The organism is Lacrimispora amygdalina, from assembly GCF_900205965.1.
Taxonomy (GTDB): Bacteria; Bacillota; Clostridia; order Lachnospirales; family Lachnospiraceae; genus Lacrimispora; species Lacrimispora amygdalina_A.
The window spans coordinates 62156-83629 of the sequence record NZ_OAOF01000008.1 but is presented as its reverse complement, the minus strand read 5'-3'; the positions used below and the strand labels follow the sequence as shown (position 1 = coordinate 83629).

Genomic DNA, 21474 nt, shown 5'->3' with positions numbered 1-21474 from the left:
GTCAGCCGTATTTCTATGATTCGATTATATAAAATCCTCTCTGGAATTATAAGAGAATAATTTCCGCTGCTTTATTTTCATTCGTAAAAAAACGTACCTCTTTCCATATATTACCACAAAAAAAGAGATTCGTAACTCCCGGTTTTACAGGAATTATAAATCTCTTTTATAAACTTTTATTCTACGTCACTCCAAAGACTCTGATTGCCGTAATGCTCATCAAGTGCCTTACTGAACCAACGTCCGTTTAAAACATTTTTTATCATTTTATCCTTTAACTCAGGAGAAATGCTGGTATCCTGATCCATAGCTGCCATGATGTCCTGATAAGAAGTTGTAACATCCGCTTCTTTTACAACTGCCTCATCTTCTGTCGCATCAAATACCATGGAGACCTTTTTATCCGGTGTCCAGCTGCTCCATGCAGCCAGTCCGTCCCCATTGGGATTACCCGATTTCAGAAAGTTTGCAAGATAGCTGTTATACTGCTTTGCCATAGCCTGATAACCTTCCTTATTAAATGCATCCGGGAAGTATTCCAGATAATTATGCTTTGTGGAAAGCATAGGTACAAAGATACCATGGAAAGCACCATAATCACCTAAATCCCGGATAGAAGACTGTTCGCTTCCGTAATTAACCTGACAGATATAAATATCAGAACTATAGTGTTCAGACATCTTCACCGCGCTTTCCTGTGCATTGAAGATCCGGTATATATCACTGCCGTATTTACTGGCAAATGCTTTAGCTGCTTTTATCTCTTCCTCAGAATATCCCGCCATATCATCGCTCTTAAAATAACCGTCTCCCAGACAGAACAGGGAGAATTCAGAGCTTCCGGTCAGCATCATAAGAGGCACGCTGTTATATTCAGCCGTATCAAAGCCATTTACAGGAATTACTACCCCATCCTGATAGAGATGAGGGAATACACTCATACGAATTGCCGCATTTCCCATAAGAGGTGCCAGCCGCTTAGCCGAAATGGATGTAAGATATTCCTTTACATCAGCTGCGTCTGTCATCAGCCACTGATAAGCGGCCTCTTCATCTGCTGCCTTCTTATCCTCAACTGCAAGAGGAGCAATGGCTTTTGCAATCTTCTTTGCACTTAAATCTTCCGGTGCAGTAGTCATACCTCCGCTGAATGCAATTGCTTTCTGGAATTTTCCTTTAAACTGGGGGCTGATTAACATGGCCATTACATCACGGCCGCCTGCTGAGAAACCGGATATGGTTACATTCTCCGGATCACCGCCAAATGCTTCTATGTTTTCCTTCACCCAGTCAAGCGCATATGCAATGTCAAGCATGGCAAAGTTTCCAGTTCCCTTATCCCCGTCTGTCAGAGCGGGAAGGCAGTTAAATCCCAATAAACCAAGACGATAATCGACTGACACATAAACGCAGTTATCATTTTTTACCAGGTCAGCCCCTGGGATTTCCCCTGCCTTCCCTGTCTGGTTGTTTCCGCCATGGATAAAAACCAGAACAGGGAGATTTTTGCTTCCTTCTTTTGCATAGACGTTAAGCTTTAAACAGTCCTCACTTCCTTTTACTTCAGTGCCCGAAAGCTGAATTGCCTGTTCTGATTCTTCTGTACAGTCTAATTCCTCTGTCCACGTATCCGGAGCCATGGGTGCCTTCCATCTTAATTCTCCCACAGGTGCCTTTCCGTATGGAATTCCGTACCAGGTCAGGATATCCCCTTTCTGAACCCCTTTTACCGGGCCGTATGTGGTAGCAGCCACTACGCCCCCTGCTTTTGTGCTCTCTGCAGCAGCGGTTGTATCCGCTGCAGTCGTATCAGCTATTGTCTGAACAGCTGTTGTTTCTGTCTTTGCAGAATTTCCACAGCCTGCTGTCATAACTGCTGTCATTAAAATAAGTCCTGCTGCCAAACCTCTTTTTTTCATATTTAAAACTCCCCTGTTATATTACTCTAATACCTCTCCATTGGTTTCAATTACTTTCTTATACCATTCAAAAGATTTTTTCTTCTTCCTTGACAGATCTCCGGTTCCGTCATCGTATTTTTCAACATAGATGAAACCGTATCGTTTCGCCATTTCTCCTGTGGAAGCACTGACCAGATCAATGCAGCCCCATGGAGTATACCCCATTAAATCCACCCCGTCAGCAACGGCCTCACGCATCTGCTCAATGTGTTTCTTTAAATAACTGATCCTGTAATCATCCTGAATGCTTCCGTCTTCTTCCTTCTTATCATAAGCACCCAGACCGTTTTCTACAACCATGAGCGGAATCTGATATCGCCCATAAAGCTCATTTAATGTATAACGCAGACCTTTTGGATCAATCTGCCAGCCCCAGTCACTTGATTCTAAGTATGGGTTTTTGGCTCCTCCCATTAAATTGCCGGAGGTCTTTTCAAGGTCCGGATCCGCAGAGGCGCAATTGGACATATAGTAACTGAAGGTATAATAATCCACGCAGCCTTCCTTTATAATCTCTAAATCTCCTGATTCCATTTTGATTTCAATTTCATTTTCTTTGAAATAACGATCCATGAATTTAGGATACTCGCCACGCACCTGAACATCGCCGCAAAACTGGTTTAAGATCTGATTTCTCTTTTGAGCCTCCAGAATATCATCGGGATTACAGGTCATTGGATAAGTGGTAATGTGGCAGATCATACAGCCGATTTTACAATCAGGATCAATCTCATGTCCAGCTTTCACAGCCAGGGCGCTGGCAACAAACTGATGATGCAGACCCTGATAGCGCAGCTTTGGATTATCAACCTGATTGTTGAAATCCGAGGTCCCCTCATTTAAAATGCCAAGAGAAAGGAAACCTCCCATAGGCATCGTTCCGGCATTAATTTCATTGAATGTCAGCCAGTACTTCACCTTACCTTTGTAACGTTTAAACAATGTCACCGCATATTTTACAAACAGACCGACACATTCTCTGGATGACCAGCCGTTATATTTTTCTGTAAGTGCAAATGGCATCTCATAATGAGAAATGGTAATGAGAGGTTCAATATTATGGCTTCTGCATTCATCGATCACACGGTCATAGAAAGCGAGTCCCTCTTCGTTTGGAGTTTCCTCCATGCCTGTAGGAAAAATCCTGGTCCAGGCAATGGAAAAACGAAATACTTTAAATCCCATTTCTGCAAACAGAGCAATATCTTCTTTATAATGATGATAAAAATCAATTGCTTCATGGCTAGGGTAGAAGGTGTCAGGCTCCAGAGTCCTTGTAATCCGCTTGGATCTTATATGGGAACCTCCGGTACATACATCGGAAGCGGATATTCCCTTCCCATCTGCATCCCAGGCACCCTCACACTGGTTGGCTGCTACTGCACCTCCCCACAAAAAGTTATCAGAAAATACAGACATCTTACACCTCTTTCATTATTAGACAATTGTTAATAAAGTTTCACCTGTTTTCACCTGTTTTTTATCGGTGGTCTTCAGGCTTACAAAGTTTGTCATATTGGATACCAGAACCGGAGTTGTAACCGGGAAACCAGCTTCTTTAATTTTATTCATATCAAATTCCAGCAGCAGACTGCCTTTTTTTACTTTGTCTCCAGCCTTGCAGTGAAGTATGAACCCTTCCCCTCCCAGCTGAACGGTATCAAGGCCTACATGAATCAGAATTTCAACGCCTGTATCTGTGGTAATTCCTACTGCATGCTTTGAATCAACAACGGCACTGATGATCCCATCAGCAGGAGCATATACTTTTCCTTCAGAAGGTATGATTGCCAGACCTTCTCCTAAAACTCCACCGGCAAATACCGCATCCTCTACCTGACTCAACGGAATTATATCTCCGCTTAAAGGGCTTACCAGTTCAATGGTTTCTACCAGTGTTCTCTTTTCCTGAACAGGCACTTCGACGCTTTCTTCTGGTGATTCTTCCTTTACTTCCGGTTTATAAAGAACTAAGGTCATAACAAAGGACACTACCAGTGATATAACAAGAGCTACAACACCGTTTAATAAGTTCCCAAATCCTGTTCCGCCGAGCATCTGGATTAAAGATAATCCGGATGGAGATCCTCCCATGGAATAAGCTACCAGATGCATGATACCTGCGTAAAAACCGGAAGCACCAGCGCCGATTACAGCAGCAATCATCGGAGTCTTATATTTTAATGTAACACCATACATAGCAGGTTCTGTTACACCGGCTATGATTGCAGAAACACCGGAAGCAGATGCTGTAGATCTTGCATCTTTGTCTTTTGTTCTTACTGCAACTGCTAACGACGCACCACCCTGTGCTAAGTTGGAGCAGAACATGGTAATAATTAAAATTGCATCAAATCCCATATTTGTAAGACCGGTTAATGCAATGGGAATTAATGCATAATGCATACCTGTCATTACGATAAACGGCATACCTGCAGATAGCAGCATAATTGCAAGCCAGCCTGCCTTACCGTATAATAAATTAATACCAGAAGCAAGGTAATTTCCAAGAATACTTCCGATTGGTCCAACTACAATGAGAGCAATCGGTATGGTAATAAAAATGACAAGTAAAGGCTTCATAAATACTTTGACCAGGCTTGGGCAGACTTTATCTGCAAATCGCTCCACATAACCCATAAGCGGTACAATCAGCAATACCGGAAGTACAGATGAGGAATAAGTGGCTGCTGTTACCGGCAGTCCGAAATAGGTGGTATTTCCCTGTCCCAAAAGTCCTGTAATGTCTGGATGAATCATTAACGCCGCTACTACCATGGCTAGGTAAATATTGGAACCCAGACGCTTAGCCGTTGTCATGGCAAGCAGTATAGGCATATAGTAGAAGAATGCATCTCCTGCTGCATTTAAAATCACATAAGTGCTGCCTGTTTTATCAATCAAACTAAACGTAGTAAGAAGTGTCAGAACTACCTTAATCATACCACAGCCAAGCATGGCAGGAAGAAGTGGTGTCATACAGCCCGCAATGAATCCGGAAAGCCGTGAGAATAAGTTTTCTTTTGAATTGCTGGTAGATGTACCCGTGCTCTCTTCAAAACGACCCAGCTTTAACAGTTCTTTGTAAACATTGCTGACTTCATTTCCAATTACCACCTGATATTGTCCGCCCTGGCGTATTACCCGGATGACACCCGGAATCTTCTCCACTTCCGCATCCTTGGGAACTGCTGAATCTTTCAAAACAAATCGCAGACGTGTCATGCAATGTGTCAGACCTGATACATTTTTTTCTCCGCCGACTTTTTCTAAAATTGTCTCAGCGGTTTTTGCATAATTTAATGCCATAAATTTTTCCTCCTTTTATAAGGCTATTTTTCAATTTATCTGAAAAGGTATACAGTAAAGGCACCTTATCATTCTATAAAAATATAAAAAAGACCCTGCCAAAAGCAGGCTGCTCTTCTATACCAGCAGTTGCTTATGTGCAGGGTCCTGCCCAGACCTTCCGGTCCGGTAACAATCCCAACTCTCTGTTTTAAATCAGTTCTCTCGTTACTTTTTCTATGTGAATCATCAGATACATCATCTCTTCCCGGTCCATCTCATAATAGTACCGGTCATGAATATAATCCGCAATTTTAACAATGCAGTTGTATGATTTGCGGTATTTATTTTTTAGAAGCTGATACCATTCATCATCTGTGGATTCATACTGCTTGTTCTGCAGCATGCGCTGTGCAAAAAAACGAATGTGAGTTACGAAACGCCGGTAATCCCAGGTTTCCGTATTTAGTTTTACCTGATAAGCAGCTTCAACAATATCCACAATATCCCGGATAATTCCCGTAATTAATTCCAGATTGTCAGATTCCTGTCTGTTGTTCTGACCATAGACAAAGTGGAACGCGAGAAACATGGCTTCATCCTCTTCCATGGAAATATTAAGTCTTCTCCGGATTAAATCAACTGCATACTGACCAACCTTAAATTCATTGGGATAAAACCGTTTGCCTTCCCAGAGCATGGCATTACGAAGAATAACTCCTTCTTTGTAACGCTCAACTGCACCTGCAATATGATCACAAATTGTCAGTATAATCCTGGTATCCAGCTGCATTCCAAACTCATTCTTGGCAAAATCAGCAGTCTGCTCGCTGATCTCCCAGTATTCCTGAGGAAGCTTGGCAAAATATTCTTCAAAATGACGGGCATCACGCTTATCATTCTGAATAAAGACCCGCTCTACCAGTTTGTGGTCCACCTCATCGCCTTTTTTCTTACCAAAACCGATGGATTTCCCTTTCAGTATGATTTCTTTTCCTTCAGTATTATAAGTTAATACCATATTATTATTCAGAACCTTCTCTATCTTCATAAGCCCCTTCAGATAAAAAAAATAGACAAGCTACAAGGACCACTTATCACATTCCGCTAACATGTGATATCAACCCTGTAGATCTTGCCTGCTTTACCAGTCACAAACTACACATCTATTTTCTAAGAACAGTATACCATGTAAATCTATGGAGATCTATATACAAATCCTATAAACATATACTGTGTTTTTGTCGAATTTGCACAAAATAAGTACTTTGCACATGGTCGCACTCTATTATCAATCATACCATATTTTTCAATTCAAGTCTACTGTTTTTTGTTTAATTCGTTTAAAATAAATGATGCCGGCAATCAATAATTGGAGGATACGAAAATGATAGCAAAAGAATCAGACTGGTATAAAACGATGTGGAGCCTTGATATTAAGAACCAATCCTGGGTGGAGGATACCAGACACCAGACAGACTTTATTATTAAAGCACTGGACTTAAGAAAAAACCAGAGGATTCTGGATCTGGCCTGCGGATTCGGAAGACATAGTCTGGAGCTGGCCAGAAGAGGATTTGAAGTTGTGGGCGCCGACATTACCAGAGACTATATTACTGATGCTGAAAATACGGCAAAGGCAGAGGGGTTAAGCGCCCGGTTTATTCTTTCAGATATCCGTGATCTTAAATTTAATCAGGAATTTGATGCTGTGTTAAATCTGGCAGACGGCGCGATTGGTTATCTGGAAAACGATAAAGAGAACTTAAAGATATTTGATGTAATAGCAAGTGCATTAAAGCCTGGGGGAAAACATTTTATGGATGTATGCAATGCAGAATATGCAGAATCACATTTTCCGGCAACCGGCTGGGAAGCAGGAGAAACTACCCTTTCCCTCTCCCTGTTTGAGTGGAACAGCAAAAAGAAGATCATGCTTTACGGCGGTAAAACCCTCCCTTACGGTGATCCTTTAGTCAAACCTGAAATTATTTTTGGTGACCCCATCCGGCTTTATTCCCGTAAGGAACTGGATGTGATTTTTAAGCAAAGAAACATGGTGATTAAAGAGACTTATTCCAACTATTACGGAAAACCAGAAACCCCAAAAGAGCTTCAGCTGATGGTGTATTCAGTCAAACGATAAAACTGTTAAAAACCGGAGGAATGCACCTCTGCCACTGGTACATTTCTCCGATTATCATTATTCCTGTTCCGCACCTTCAAGTTTTATTTTCAACGCTTTTCCATTATAAGAAAATGTCTTAGTTCTTCCGGAGGCAGTATATATTACACAGGTACGTCTGGTTATAGACTGGGAAAATACATGACTGCTTTCACCGATACTCAGCTCTTTTTCTGTATTATTCCATGAAACCGGAATCATGTTATACTTTCCGCTTTCATATTCGTATCCATCTCCTGCATCCTCGTACAATTCAAAAAATCCATCTTTTCCTTCATATATGTGGAATTCAAATGGGGTATTAACAGCTTCTTGGGTATATTGAAGTCCCTGCTCCATGGGAATAATTGCGCCTTCCCGCACAAATACAGGTATCCGGTCAATAGCTGCATTCACTGTTATCCACTGTCCGCCTTTGTATTTTTCGCCTGTATGAAAATCATACCAGCAAAAACCAGAGGGGAGATAGCAGTTCCATTGCTTCTTTGTTTCTAAGCTGCAGTTTTCCGGCTCATAATACATTGGTTCTGTTACAGGGCAAACCAGCAGGGAGTCCCCATACATGAACTGGGAACCCAATTCACAGGCAGTCTCGTCATACGGAAAATCAAACAGCAGGCTGCGGAACATGGTATAATCATGCAGCATCACCTTTCCTGCCAGCGAATAGGTATATGGTAAAAGCCGGTATCTCATACGAATGCATTGCTCAATTGCATCATAAAACATGGTACCAGGCTCTCCGAAGTTCCAGATTTCTCTTGGGGTATCGGTTCCATGGGAGCGGAACATGGGAAGAAAAGCGCAAAACTGAAGCCATCTTACATAAAGCTCCCGGTAAGCTGCATCTTCTGTCCCCAGCTCAAAGCCCCCCTGCCAGAACCATTTGGGTTCCGGATCATTCTGGCAGCCGCAGCCACGTTTCTTCCAGTTGTCCTTAACGACAAAGAAACCGCCTGCATCCAGAGTCCAGTAAGGGTGCCCACTCATGCAGAAATTCAAGCCTTCCCGGATCTGCCTTTGTAACGTTTCCCAGGTTGCGCAGATATCACCTGACCAGAGAACCGTACCATATGCCTGAGAACCTGCATAGCCGGAGCGGGTTAAATTTAAGACCCGCTTATTCCCGCAACGTTTTCTCTGATTCTCATAGATTCCTCTGGCATGAACCGCACCATATAAATTAGCTGTTCCGGGATCTAAGTATTTCTTATGTTCTTCTCCCACAAGTAAATACCTTTCCCACGGCTCCCTTTTATAGCTTCCCTTCCAGTCAGGCCCGGAAAACGGCTCTGTGGAATCGCACCACCACGCATCCACACCCGCCGAAAAAAGTTCCTGTTCAAGCTGTTTCCAATATACCTCTCTAGCTTCCGGATTAAATGCATCATAAGTGGAACAATCATTTAACAGCAGGTTTTTACTTAAAAACTCCTCATAATTTTCTCCCTCAGAGCTCATATTGGGCCATACGGATACCATTATGTGAGTATGTTTCCTGTGCAGCTCCCTTACTGCTGCGGTAAAATCCGGATAACGGGACTTATCCAGTATCTTATTCCCCCATTTTCCTTGCTCCCAGGTATTCCAGTCCTGCACAATCCCGTCAATTGGAATCTCCCTCTTCCTGTATTCATTTACCACACTGAGGAGTTCTTCCTGGGTATGATAAGCCTCCTTTGACTGAATATACCCAAAAGACCATTTGGGCAGCATGGGAGCATGACCAGTCAGCCTTCTGACGCCTGAAATTATTTCATCCAGATTATCTCCCTGTATAATATAGTAGGAAAGCTGATCCACCGTATCAAAATTCACATAAGAACCCCGGGAATCATCATTGAACGTCATCAGCGAACCGCAGTCGAACAATATCCCATATCCACGGTCTGAAATTATAACCGGCATCGGAGTTCTCATGTTATGCTGATACAGATACTGGGTCGTTCCTCTATAATTATAGATTCCTTCCTCGCCCTGCCCCAATCCATGAATCCGTTCGCTCTCCTGCCAGTTAAAATACAGTTTTCCCCGGTAAGCAGTCCTTACCTTTTGGCGGTCCAGATTCTTTATAAAATTCCGTTCTCCGTCTACCGTTTTCACCCGCTGTACATCCAGGTTCTCCGTATTTGCACTATAATGATAGACCGGTATCTCCTCCAGTTCCCTTCCCCCTTCTTCAAACAGCAGCCTTCCTGATTCTCCATGAGTCCAGCGCACTGCTCCAGACCTTATGTCAACCTCTGCATTCAACCTTTCATTTCCAAAATAATGTGCTGCCTGCGTATTCCTGCACTCCAGATTCCCCTGCTCCTTCGGATCAATTCCCAGAGGGGATGTTAACGGTTTCTTTCCGTCTTTGCTGCAGCTGCAATGGATGATATTTGATGTGACTGCTCTGTAAGCCAGGTTTAGTTCCCCCAACTCTATGACAACCTGTCTGCTACTATTATCTGACATAACGCTATCCTTTCACCGCTCCGGCGGTCATGCCGGATACAATATATTTCTGTCCCAGCAGATACACCAGGATTACCGGAAGGCTGGTCAGCAAAATATCTGCACATACCAGATTCCAGTCTTTAAAATACATACCAAAAAAATTATATACGGATAAGGTCATCGGCCATTTCGAAGAACTGCTTAAAAAATACAGCGGAGAAACGAATTCATTCCAGGTATTTAAAAAGGTCAGCACAATTACCGTGGCAACGGCAGGCTTCAGCAGCGGAAGAATTACGGAAACAAACAATCTGACCGGAGAGCAGCCATCGATGACTGCTGCTTCATCAAGCTCTGCCGGAAGCTTTGCCACAAAACCATGTATCAGAAATACCGAAAACGGCAGCTGCATAGCCGTATACAAAAGGACGATACCCAGCCTTGTATTATTTAGTTTAAGTAACATCATCACTTTTGTCAATGCCACATAATTAACCGGCATGGTAATTCCAAGCACCATATACAAATACAGAAAACGATTCCATTTTGATCTGTTTCTTGAAAATACATAAGAAGCCATGGAGGCAAGTATGGTACAAAGTAAAACGCTTAAAACAGAATAGATACAGCTGTTCATAAACGATGTAAGGAGCTTTCCCTTTTCAATTACTACAAGAAAATTGCTCCACTGAATGGGAAGTGCCGGAAACCCTAAATTCATTTCCGAAGCCCCAAGACTGTCTTTCAAGGAATTTAACAATATCAGCAGCATGGGAACGAGACAGATTGCTGTTATGAGCCACGCCGCTGCATTTACTGCAGCAGCGGCGGCTTTCTTATTTGCTTTCATTATTCCTGCACCTCGTCTTTCGTCATCAGGCGGATCATAAAAAATCCAATAAACACCATGAATAAAAACATAACGGAGGAAAGAGCCGTACCAATAGCATATTGACCAGTACCGAATTTTTTAAATACTGCCGTATAAAGTACCTCCGTTGTCGCCCTTCCCGGACCTCCGTTTGTTAAAGCATATATCATGTCAAAGACCTTCAGCCCGTATATTACATTTAAAACAGTGGTTGTCGCCAGGGTGGGCAGAAGCAGCGGCAGCGTGATAAAGCGGAACTTCTGCCAGCCAGAAGCCCCGTCAATGCTGCAGGCCTCATAATAATCCGATGATATTGACAGGATTCCTGCAATCAGGATAGTCATGATATAACCGGTCCCTCTCCAGATATCCACAGCCATCACAGATTTGAAAGCAAACGCCGGACTGGTAAGCCAGGGCTTTGCAAGAACACCAAGCCCGATTCCACGGAGAAAAGTGTTTAATAACCCGGTTGACGGATTCAGTATGGAGGTGAAGATCATACCAAGGATCAGGGTAGAAAGCACAGAAGGCATAAACATGACTCCCCGGTGAAAATTCAGTAAGCGGATGGACTTTGTAAGCAGAACTGCAAGCGCAAGCCCCAGTAAATTTTTTATTACAGTTGTTCCAAGAGTGAATACCAGAGTGTTTTTCATGATTTTTAAATAATTTCCATCGGCTGAGAATACAGTCTTAAAATTCTCCAGCCCCACAAACTTCAGCTGGTCTGAATAAGATGACCAGTCCGTAAAGGAATAGCCGATTCCAATCACTCCCGGAAGGACGAATAACACTGTATATAAGAGCAATGCTCCAGCCGCAAACCATGTAGGATATATCTTTTTTCTATTCATAATATACACTCTCTTTCAACTGATCTTCCAAGCTGTCATTTCCAGGCCTGATCTCCTGCTGCCTTTGCCTGCTGGGCTCTGACTTCATCAATAGATGCCAGCACTTCCTTCGGAGTCATTTCCCCCACGATCATGGCAGATAAGTTGGCTCCCATTTCACTCCATTGAGGATTTACATATTTTACAGCTGTCTGAATTACAGTCCCTTTCTTGTCATACCGGTTGTAAAAATCCTGTATCGTTTCCGTATACATGCTGGGCGCATTGTTAAAGGGCAGTTTATTGAACTTGCCTACATTTTCAGTGAGGTACTTAAGATTTTCTTCCCTGGCCAAGAACTCTAAATACTGCTGTGCTTCTGCTGCGTGCTTAGACCCGCTGAATATGAATCTTGCAGGGCCTGCCGGATTTACGTTTAATGTCTGGTTGTCAGCCAGCGGAATTATAAAATAACCAATGTCATCTACTGCAATTTCAGGATTAACCTTATTTACTTCCACTCCAAAACCCTGATTTGCAATTGTCATTGCATATTGGCCTGATGCTATGTTTTTAGCAGAATCTGCGTAGGTATTAGACATATAGTCTTCTCCCCAGTAGCCTTCTGCAACCATGTCATTCATCTGATTTAAAATCGTCATTAAGGTTTCATTCCCTAAAAAGGCAGCTTCATTGTTGTTCCATTTATCAACAATGCCAGGGTCCTTTGTCTCTGCCTGAACTCCGGTTTCCGGAAGCCAGAGTGTATGATGCCAGCCATCTGACACACACTCATAGATGGGCGTGATTCCTGCGGTCTTAATTGTATCGCAGACCTTTTTAAAGCTTTCATAATCCTTTGGTATTTCAAGATTGAGCTTTTTAAAAATCTGTTTGTTATAGCCAATTGCCCAGACAGATGATACGTCCTGAATTGGCTGGCCATACAGTTTTCCATCTACGGAAAGCTGATCCGCAACCAATGGCTCCACCTGACTGCCCCAAGAGGTTTTTGTCAGATCAACGGCATTTTTCTCCACATTAATCTGAGCCTTAATATCAAATTTACCGCTCTGTGCCCCAAAAATGTCCGTACACTCCCCAGTGTTTAATTTTGTCATCAGAAGATTTACATACTGGTCGGAAGGTATGATCTGATAATCAACCTTAATTCCGGTTTCTTCCGTAAATTTTTTAGACAGCTCAATTTCTGCATCCTGAATCCAGTCCTGACTTGCCATAAAGGATAGCGTCACACTGCTTTTTTCCGATGCTTCTGAGGTCTTGGCCTCTGCCGATGAGCTTTCCCCCGCCGCTGTACTTTTCTGCGGAACATTCTCCTCTTTCGTACAGCCGGAAAATGCAAGGACTGCGGCCAGAGCAAGACTTAATGCAGCTAGTTTTTTTAACTTCATAAAAATACCTCCCCAAAATTTATTGTTGACTTTTATCATGTTATCTGTATTATATAGTGTATTATATACATTTTTGAATGAACATTTTGAATGGTTTTCATGTATATTTTTAACCACAAGGCAGAATCCACAAAGAAGAAGGTGTAAAATGGCGGTATTTACAACAAAAAGAGCAAAAAAGAAGAGCATAATGACAACACTTTTTCTTCCCTATACAGCTCTGTTCATAACGGTCATTCTGTCATTTACAGCCCACACCGTTATCAATGAAACCGGAAAAATAAAAGTAAATGCCTTTTCCTCCCTTCAAAATAACGCTGCCATGATCATGGGCAGTTTTGATTCCGTTATCCATGATCTGGATACCGTATCCCAGAATATTATTTACTCCAACCTCATTAAAGAAAAATTCGGGGTCTACATTAATTACCAGGACAATGCCCTAAGCTCCGACGAAATCTATGAAAACATCAATAATACCAAGATCCTGTTTGACCTTATTATTGCTATGATCGGCCCCAATTCACCGGCTGACCAGACCTATCTCTATTCCCTTGATTTCGGAAAATTCGGCGTAGGACTTGATAATACCACATCAAAGGAGCGGGTGACGGATAAAGACTGGTACAGCCAGGTGATACAGGCAAAGGGAAAGAAATTTATTTACTGCGATAAAGACGATACCCTGGGCCGCTTTTACTCCTATTCCGGTGATAACTTTTTCGTCTCCCTCTGCCGCATGTATTACAGCCCTCTTAATATACCACAGGGAATTGTAGAGGTTAAAAAATCCTTTAAAAGTATCTCAGGTACAGTAAATACCTTCAGCAGTCCGTATAAAGAACGTGTTTACATCTTTAACCCTGAAGGTAAAATCATCTATCATACCGGAGATCTCAATGCATCTGCAAACTATTATAAAGTGATCCAGGCACACAAGGGTACTCCCTCAAAAGGCTCCGGATCTGACCCGGTCTTTTTAAAGCAGGAAAACAAATACCTGATCTTTTCCTCATCTGACTATACCGGATTTACCACAGCACTTGTAATCGATAACCGTATGCTGATGCAGCCGGTTCATCAATATCTGATTACTGCCTTAATTCTTCTGTTTTTCGTTATGCTTATAACCATTATGATCTCCTATCTGATCTCTCGAAGAATTGCCACTCCCCTCTATAAGATCTATCATCAGGTGCGGGCATTCCAGCTCACTGGAGAAGGAAAAAATACGGCAGAATTTGAAGATATAGAAATTGAAATTACAGAGGTGAATACCCTATACCAGGCTTTACTTAAAATGCAAAGGCAGGCAAGAAAATCAATGGAACGGGAGCTGCAGCTTCAAAACAGTGACATGCAGTCCAGAATGCTGGCACTTCAGGCTCAGATGAACCCCCATTTTCTTTATAACTCTCTGGCAACCATTCAGGCCATGGCCGATGAAAACATGAACAGCGAGATCATCCTCATGTGTCAGACCATTTCCAGAATCCTGCGTTACATCTCCTCTGACAGCGAGCAGATGGTTCTGTTAACGGATGAGCTTAACCATACCCGTGATTACCTGGAATGCATGAAGGTGAGATACTGTGAATCTCTTCAGTTTGAGATTGACATTCCGGAAAAAATGCATCAGGTCCGTCTTCCAAAGCTCTGTCTTCAGCTGATCGTGGAGAATGCCATCAAATACTCCACTAGGTCGAGCCCGCCATGGAATGTGAAAATACTGGGTATTATGACAAGCACCTACTGGGAGCTGCAGATCCGGGATAACGGTCCTGGCTTTTCCAATGAAGACCTGGAAAATCTGAAAATCCAGATAGATCTCATAGAGAAAAACGGCGTTCTGCCCAATCTGGAAATAGACGGTATGGGGCTGATGAATATCTATATCCGGTTTAAAATTCTATACCGGGGCAACCATATATTTAAGCTGAGCAACAATGTGCCTCATGGTGCTATCGTTGTAATAGGAGGTATGATTTCTTGAAATACTCTGTTTTAATTGTAGAAGACGAAGCCTTAATCGCCAGGAATATAGCCAGAAGAATTGAGCAGCTAAATCCCGCCTTTGAGGTGACTGCCATTGCCGCTAACGGACTTAAGGGACTGAATATGGTTAAAGAGCATCTGCCCAATGTGATTTTCACTGATATTCGAATGCCGGAGATGGATGGACTTGAGCTGGTCAGGAATATTCATGAAAAGTACCCCTTTATACTGTGCGTTATCATCAGCGGTTACACGGATTTTGAATACGCAAAGGAAGCTCTCCAGTATGATGTAAGCAATTATCTGCTGAAACCTGTAAACTATGATGAATTGGAAAAGACTCTGGCTGCACTGGAAACAAAACTCCTGGCGACCCAGGACCGTTTTGATTCGGCCACTCTTCTTCACTCCTCAAACAGAGCAAAAGAAATTGTCGAACTAATAAAGGAATATATCCACAAAAACTATCAGACTCAGATTGATTTTACCACACTGTCCTCTGAATTCGGATTTTCGGTGCCCTATCTAAGCAAAATATTTTTCAAATACACGGATATTACGCCATCCAAATATTTGAGAAACTACAGACTTAACATTGCAAGACAGCTTTTGAGAAATCCCGAATTATCCATAGCTGATATAAGCCAGCTTACAGGTTATCTTGATCAATTCCATTTCAGCAAAACCTTTAAGCATGTTTATGGCATCAGTCCCAGTGAATATAGAAATGAATAATAAAAAAAGGCTGTTTCCCTGCCCCACAGACAGGAAAACAGCCCTATTTTAATCTAAAATTTCACATATCATATCATAAAGTTTCTTAACGTCCTCAATTCTTGTAGCTCCCGTTTCTTTATCAATAATTGAAGAATATACGTGAGGAATGATATGTTCCACGCCTGCATCAACCGCAATCTTCAGGATTTCGGAAAAATTATCAAGATCTATCCCTCCGGTTGGCTCCAGTCCGAATCCGCTCTCTGCACAGGCTGCGGCAACCGCCTCATACTCCTCTTTCACCTTCAGTCCGCCCATAGGAAAATACTTTAAGGAATCAGCCCCCTGCTCCTTTGCCATGGTAATTGCAGTTTTAACCGGAACGATTGCAGGCTCCATGTCCTTACAGAGCGGACCGGTTGAGATTTTAACATAACCCACTTTACCACAAGGAGCAACCATAGAATTTAAAAATGGTCCCTCTCCCGTTTTGGCTCTGGTATATCCGCCTGCCGTAAAGGTCTGGTTGATGTGCTTCGGCTTAATCTGTCCGGATATATCTGCAACCGCTTTCCACTGTCCGGGATTTCCTGCACCCAGACCAACGGAAATATTATTATCCACCGCTTCCTGATATCGTTTCATATCCTCCGCTGCATGTTCGGCATCGGGATAATTTGCCGACAAAATACCAACTGCAACATGACCCTTTGCAGCCTCATAAATTGCCTTAGCATTGTCAATGGAATTTGTCAGGCAGTTTAAGCAGACTCTTCCTTTATAAAAATTCAATCCTTCCATCCTTTATTTCCCTCCATTTGCTGATTTGTGAATCTCTTTAAGCCTCTGTTCAATGATTTCCAGTTCTTTCTCACTGTTTAAAGGCCTGGGATCAATTGCGATGGAACCTACATTTGCCTGATAATCTCTGGTAAAGATGGCTACATCTCCCCGCTGCAGCTCTCTTACCACATCTTTTGCATTCATCCCGTATCGTTCGGGATTAAAATCAATTTTACAGCGGAATATTTCTCTTCCTGCCTCATCCTTAATAATTGATGTTTTGCAGCCGGGTATCTCCCCTACACAGGCCGCAAACCGTTCCAGCTCTTCTTTGGAGACAGGACTTGTCTTTCCCCCGGCAATATATTCCTCCACTGCCGTTACAAGTCCCATGGTGCACTCTTTTCCTACCTTCATGGCTCTGCCGATGCCTTTGTACTGCAGCCTCATGTTGTCTGCCAATTCTCTTGTCTTGCAGGCAACAAAACCGCTGGTTGGCCCTTCAATGGCCTTTGCTCCGCTGTAGCATACAAAATCTGCACCCATGGCCGCATAGATTTTTAAATCTTCTTCTGCCGCCGCATCCACGATACACGGAATTCCCAGACGTCCTGCCAGCTCAATGACTGACCCTGCATCTGGCATCTCCTTCTGAACGCAGTGATGGGATTTTACAAACAGTATTGCCAGCGTATCCTTTGTTACTGCCTGTTCAATATCTTCAACAGACGCCCCGTTAGCATATCCGGCCTCTACGATTTTCCCTCCTGCAATCTGTACCATCTCTGCGACCGGAGCGCCAAAATCAACGTTCTGCCCTTTTAAAAGTATTATTTCCCTTTTAGAAACAGAAGGAAGAAGGTCATAAAGGTGTTTTACTTTCTGTAAGTTTCCTCCGCAGATTAAAGAAGCAACTGCCAGTGCAATTCCTGCTGAGGCACTGGATGTAACACAGGCATCTGCGGTTCCAATAAGCTCCCCAATCCTTCTGCCTGCATAAACATAGAGATCGTCAATTACCACATAGTTGCCTGCTGCCTCCACCAGTGTTTCCCCCACACCTTTCGATATGGTGGAAACACCCAGCTTTGTCATTCTTCCGGAGGCATTAATCACGGCCTGCAGACCGCTTTTACTGTATATATTTTCCATGATTACTCCTTAAGACCTTTAAAGAATTCCAAGCAGAGAAGTGATGACAGATACTGCCACGACTGTAAGCAGAATTCTGTTATAATACGGTCCTTTTTTTCTAAGATAATAGTAGATGATGAACACGGCTGCGAGGGGAAGAAGACCTGGCGCTACCGTATTCAGTATGTCCTGTACCACAATCTGTGTTCCGCTGGAAAAACCAAACTTCAGCGGCGTGGATATAGTAACATAGCTGGCGGATAATGCCCCCATCATGGTAAGTCCGATCACATTGGCAGTGAAAATAATTGATTTCATCTTTCCGCCGTGAAGCAGTGACACCACTGATTTTTTACCTAATGTGTAGCCATTATGAATCAGCCAGTAAGCAATCGCAATAGTAATGGCCGGATACAGGATCAGCGGCATAATGCCTCCCAGTGCAGAACCGTTACTTGCAAAAGGAAGAAAGATAGAAATAATGATCGGCATGATGGCTGCCCACACAATCGCATCTCCCATTCCTGCAATCGGTCCCATGAGCCCGGTTTTAATGCCGGTGATTGCTTCATCAGTTACATTCTCTCCATTGGCCTTTTGTTCTTCCATGGAAATGGCGATTCCCTGAATGATGGCGCCGAAGATTCCTTCCGTGTTAAAGAAAACCAGATGGCGTTTTAAGGCTGCACTCAGTTCCTCATCTGTATCATACAGCTTCTTTAAAACCGGCGTCATAGACGCACAGAATACAAGACTCTGCAGACGCTCGTAGGAATTGGAAAGTTCTGCGCCGGCATAATAAATCCACATGGATTTGGTAATATCTTTTTTATTCAGTTTTTTTACCTGTGTCTGCTCTCCCATCTTAAATCGCCTCCTCCTTTATCTGGAATAAACCTAACAGCAATGCAACGCAGGTTGCAAAAATTGCTACAGCCATTGTATCAAGTTTTAAGTACATAACTGCGAAAAATCCTGTTATAAAGAACGGTATCAGTGACTTCTTTCCAATAACGGATAAGGTAATTGCAAAACCGAGAGCCGGAAGAATTCCTCCCATGATTTCAAAGGAATGCATCAGCCACTGAGGAAGAACCGCGATCAGCTTCTCCACTGCTGTTACACCAAAAAAGTCAATTGCAAATACGATTGGAAAACGGATTACCAGTCCTGCGATAGCCGGGTAAAGAAACGCTGCCCGTAAAATCCCTTTTGTATCCGCTTTTTCCGCATAGCGGTCTGCCATATGAACCCAGACTGCATTGGTACTTCTTCTTAATTGATCCACAAATACTCCAATTACTCCAAATGGAATTGCCAGAGCAATGGCAACCTCAGGAGTCATATTGGACATTACTCCAAGAGGAATTGCAATGCATCCTGCAAGAGCAGGATCACTTGGCACATTGCCGCCGGGAGTAGATGTAACCCCTAAGTAAACCAGCTGAAGTCCTGCACCAATCTTCATGGCCAAAGGCATATTTCCCGTCAGAAGTCCTACAAAAACACCAATGACAACCGGCTGAAGAAGCATAGAAGAAAAGGTATAACCAAATCTTAAACGACAGAACCAGTAATAGAACCCCATACATACAGCTAACATCAACACACTCATAGCATACTCTCCTTAGTTATTGTATTTTTTTAAGATGGTGTGAAAATCCTGCGGTACATCTTCCGGAATTGTCTGGAAGATAATCTTTACTCCTGCCTCCTGTAACGAAATCAACTTTTCCACATCTGCATCATCTAAAGTGATATTTTGAAATACCACTTTACGGTTAGGAGCTCCCCCAAGCCCTCCTACCTGAAGATCAGTGACCTTAATTCCTCCATCGTATACTTCCTTCATGCTTTCTAAATCCGGAAGCAGTAAAAGTACCCGGCCGGTGCCAAACTGGTCTTCATTCCAATTCTTTACTGCATCTGCCCTGCTTAAACATTCTACCTTAACCCCTGCAGGTGCAGACATTAAGTAGATCTCCAGCATAAATTCATCCGCAGCGAGACTGTCGCTAACTACAACAATCCGGTTGGCTTTTGACTGATTCACCCATTTGGTCATAACCTGTCCGTGAATCAGCCTGCTGTCAATTCTGCATAATACAATTTCTGCCATTTTAACTCTCCTTCTTTCCCATTGACTTTGTGACCTCACTGATCACATCAATAATTGATGACTGCCCCTGCTGCAAAACCACATCAAAGTTGCAATCCCCGGTGTACTGGATCTGGGTACAGGCCTCAATCATGAGTGGTGCATTCAGTCCTGAAACCACCTTAATATTCCGCTCCCGTCCGATTTTAGCACCTGCATTGGTGGTTGTCCCGCCAAATACATCGGTAAAAATCAGGGACTTTTCCGGCATACCGGCTGCATATTCATCCACCATTGCATAATATTCTGCAAACGTAACCTCAGGAAGAAGAGGAATCTCATGAACAAAATCAACGCTTCCCATAATCATTTTCAGACTTTCCGTCAGCGCCTTTCCCCAGCCCCCGTGAGTTAAGAGCAAAATCTGCGGTTTCTCCATATCGTACCTCCTTATTTAACATTTTTATTCCCTTTGTAATTCGAATTGTAGCATACTACATTTTTTATGTCAATATTGTACTTATATTATTTTCACAATAAATTTATGTATTTTACTACTTTTTCTGTAATTATAACTTTTTTAATCAAGGAATATTGTATTTTAAATTAGAAATATGATATACTTACTTTGAAATTCACTACATAAACGCTACAAAAATTACAATACGGCTTTCCAATTTGGAAAGATTGAAAGGAAGAATATACCTTAAATGGAAGAAAACTATGAACTGTTTACTTTAATGGCCCGTATTGACGGCATGTCCAACCAGTTCACCAAAACGGATTGGAAAATCGTACAATACATTAAAAAATTCACAATGAAATTCATTGAACTCAGTGCCCAGGAGCTGGCAAAGGAGATCGGAACTTCCGATGCCAGCATTATCCGTTTTGCCCAGAAAGTAGGATACTCCGGATTAAATGAATTAAAATATACCATGCAGAAGGAAATAGATAAAAGTTCTTCTTCTGTCAATCACTCTGATTATTCGGCTCTGCTCAATGACTACAAGATGCTCTTAGACAGCCTGTTTCATCTAACCAACCCATCAGACATTAACCATACCAGAGAGCTGATGTTAAAAGCAAGGCGAATCTTTATTATTGGGCTCAACTTTAATCAGAATACTGCAGAGATTATTACTCACAAATTTATGACTCTGGGTCTTACCGTACAGGCACTTACCAACTATGATACACTCAAGTTATATCAGAGTCTCTCTCAGGAGAGTGATCTCTTTATCACGCTCTCTCTCTCCGGTAATCATAAGCAGCTGGCTTCCATACTGGCTGATTTCAAAAAAAACGGCAGCGATATTCTGCTCATAACCAATTATGAAAAGTCCCTGTGTTCTCCCTATGCCAGCATTATCCTGCTGATACCAAAAACTGACCTGCTTCTTAGCAGCAATATTATAACCAGGGAAATCCTCATACTGGTACTTTTCGATATGCTGTTTCATAATTTTCTGACGGAGGATGTAAAATCATTTCAATTCTTTCAAAAAGCTGCATCTTATTCGAGATTAAACAGCGACGACACCAGAGACGGGCTGCAAAAATTTATGGATCTCCTCTAGTACATTGCACATTATAAATCGCCCTTGTTTTTACGATTTCCGAAAAAACAAGGGCGATTTTGTACATATCTTTCAAATACGGACATTTCTAAGGAAAGGAGCATGAGCAACCGGCTGAACATGGGAAATGTTTTGCCGGGTCATGAATAAACTTGTTCAGCCGGAATAC

18 protein-coding genes are annotated in these 21474 nt (G+C 42.5%); 4 read left to right on the top strand and 14 right to left on the bottom strand.

Going from position 1 to position 21474, the window contains the following annotated elements:
• Positions 1-176: 176 nt before the first annotated feature.
• The 4 genes from CRO04_RS12585 to licT form a co-directional block, all read right to left on the bottom strand.
• Positions 177-1919 (bottom strand): carboxylesterase family protein, encoded by a 1743-nt coding sequence (locus CRO04_RS12585; RefSeq protein ID WP_097004600.1) that lies wholly within the window; start codon positions 1917-1919, stop codon positions 177-179.
• A 21-nt stretch (positions 1920-1940) separates the two neighbouring features.
• Complete coding sequence (locus tag CRO04_RS12580) at positions 1941-3380, bottom strand: glycoside hydrolase family 1 protein (RefSeq protein WP_097004599.1); 1440 nt, start codon at positions 3378-3380, stop codon at positions 1941-1943.
• A gap of 18 nt (positions 3381-3398) precedes the next feature.
• Positions 3399-5270, bottom strand: a complete 1872-nt coding sequence (locus CRO04_RS12575) for a beta-glucoside-specific PTS transporter subunit IIABC (protein WP_097004598.1) — start codon at positions 5268-5270, stop codon at positions 3399-3401.
• A 190-nt stretch (positions 5271-5460) separates the two neighbouring features.
• A complete protein-coding gene (gene licT / locus CRO04_RS12570) occupies positions 5461-6300 on the bottom strand; it encodes a BglG family transcription antiterminator LicT (protein WP_097004597.1) in 840 nt (279 codons plus the stop codon).
• Between the two features lie 336 nt (positions 6301-6636).
• Here licT and CRO04_RS12565 point away from each other — a divergent pair, with 336 nt between their 5' ends.
• Entirely contained in the window at positions 6637-7395 is a 759-nt protein-coding gene (locus tag CRO04_RS12565; protein WP_097004596.1) for an SAM-dependent methyltransferase, read from the top strand.
• Positions 7396-7452: 57 nt separating this feature from the next.
• Here the strand turns inward: CRO04_RS12565 and CRO04_RS12560 are convergent, their stop codons facing one another.
• The 4 genes from CRO04_RS12560 to CRO04_RS12545 are packed head-to-tail and all read right to left on the bottom strand — an operon-like array spanning position 7453 to position 12998.
• Positions 7453-9894, bottom strand: a complete 2442-nt coding sequence (locus CRO04_RS12560; protein ID WP_097004595.1) for a TIM-barrel domain-containing protein — start codon at positions 9892-9894, stop codon at positions 7453-7455.
• A 4-nt stretch (positions 9895-9898) separates the two neighbouring features.
• The gene (locus CRO04_RS12555; protein WP_097004594.1) at positions 9899-10726 is read right to left on the bottom strand and encodes a carbohydrate ABC transporter permease; all 828 of its coding nucleotides are present in this window, start codon (positions 10724-10726) and stop codon (positions 9899-9901) included.
• Positions 10726-11604 carry a carbohydrate ABC transporter permease gene (locus CRO04_RS12550; RefSeq protein ID WP_097004593.1) on the bottom strand — a complete coding sequence of 293 codons (879 nt, stop codon included), beginning with the start codon at positions 11602-11604 and terminating at the stop codon, positions 10726-10728. Before CRO04_RS12550 ends, CRO04_RS12555 begins: the two co-directional genes overlap by 1 nt.
• 35 nt (positions 11605-11639) lie before the next feature.
• Positions 11640-12998, bottom strand: a complete 1359-nt coding sequence (locus CRO04_RS12545) for an ABC transporter substrate-binding protein (RefSeq protein ID WP_242974466.1) — start codon at positions 12996-12998, stop codon at positions 11640-11642.
• 148 nt (positions 12999-13146) lie between these two features.
• On the opposite strand from CRO04_RS12545, the gene CRO04_RS12540 reads away from it, so the two are divergent.
• Together CRO04_RS12540 and CRO04_RS12535 are read left to right on the top strand one after the other, a co-directional pair.
• Complete coding sequence (locus CRO04_RS12540) at positions 13147-14991, top strand: sensor histidine kinase (RefSeq protein WP_097004592.1); 1845 nt, start codon at positions 13147-13149, stop codon at positions 14989-14991.
• Positions 14988-15728 (top strand): response regulator transcription factor, encoded by a 741-nt coding sequence (locus CRO04_RS12535; protein WP_097004591.1) that lies wholly within the window; start codon positions 14988-14990, stop codon positions 15726-15728. Before CRO04_RS12540 ends, CRO04_RS12535 begins: the two co-directional genes overlap by 4 nt.
• A 48-nt stretch (positions 15729-15776) precedes the next feature.
• On the opposite strand, the gene dagF is transcribed toward CRO04_RS12535, so the two are convergent.
• From dagF to CRO04_RS12505, 6 genes are read right to left on the bottom strand one after another with little or no spacing between them, the layout of a single operon-like run.
• Positions 15777-16511 carry a 2-dehydro-3-deoxy-phosphogluconate aldolase gene (dagF, locus tag CRO04_RS12530; protein WP_097004590.1) on the bottom strand — a complete coding sequence of 245 codons (735 nt, stop codon included), beginning with the start codon at positions 16509-16511 and terminating at the stop codon, positions 15777-15779.
• A 3-nt stretch (positions 16512-16514) separates the two neighbouring features.
• Positions 16515-17645 (bottom strand): DgaE family pyridoxal phosphate-dependent ammonia lyase, encoded by a 1131-nt coding sequence (locus CRO04_RS12525; protein ID WP_097004589.1) that lies wholly within the window; start codon positions 17643-17645, stop codon positions 16515-16517.
• A gap of 18 nt (positions 17646-17663) precedes the next feature.
• Positions 17664-18491, bottom strand: coding sequence for a PTS system mannose/fructose/sorbose family transporter subunit IID (locus CRO04_RS12520; protein ID WP_097004588.1), 828 nt, complete (start codon positions 18489-18491; stop codon positions 17664-17666).
• Position 18492: 1 nt separating this feature from the next.
• Positions 18493-19242: a PTS mannose/fructose/sorbose/N-acetylgalactosamine transporter subunit IIC gene (locus CRO04_RS12515; protein WP_097004587.1), complete on the bottom strand. Its 750-nt coding sequence runs from the start codon at positions 19240-19242 to the stop codon at positions 18493-18495.
• Positions 19243-19254: 12 nt separating this feature from the next.
• Positions 19255-19746: a PTS system mannose/fructose/N-acetylgalactosamine-transporter subunit IIB gene (locus CRO04_RS12510; RefSeq protein ID WP_097004586.1), complete on the bottom strand. Its 492-nt coding sequence runs from the start codon at positions 19744-19746 to the stop codon at positions 19255-19257.
• 1 nt (position 19747) lies between these two features.
• A complete protein-coding gene (locus tag CRO04_RS12505) occupies positions 19748-20164 on the bottom strand; it encodes a PTS sugar transporter subunit IIA (RefSeq protein WP_097004585.1) in 417 nt (138 codons plus the stop codon).
• A 271-nt stretch (positions 20165-20435) separates the two neighbouring features.
• Here CRO04_RS12505 and CRO04_RS12500 point away from each other — a divergent pair, with 271 nt between their 5' ends.
• Entirely contained in the window at positions 20436-21305 is an 870-nt protein-coding gene (locus CRO04_RS12500) for a MurR/RpiR family transcriptional regulator (protein WP_097004584.1), read from the top strand.
• Positions 21306-21474: the final 169 nt, after the last annotated feature.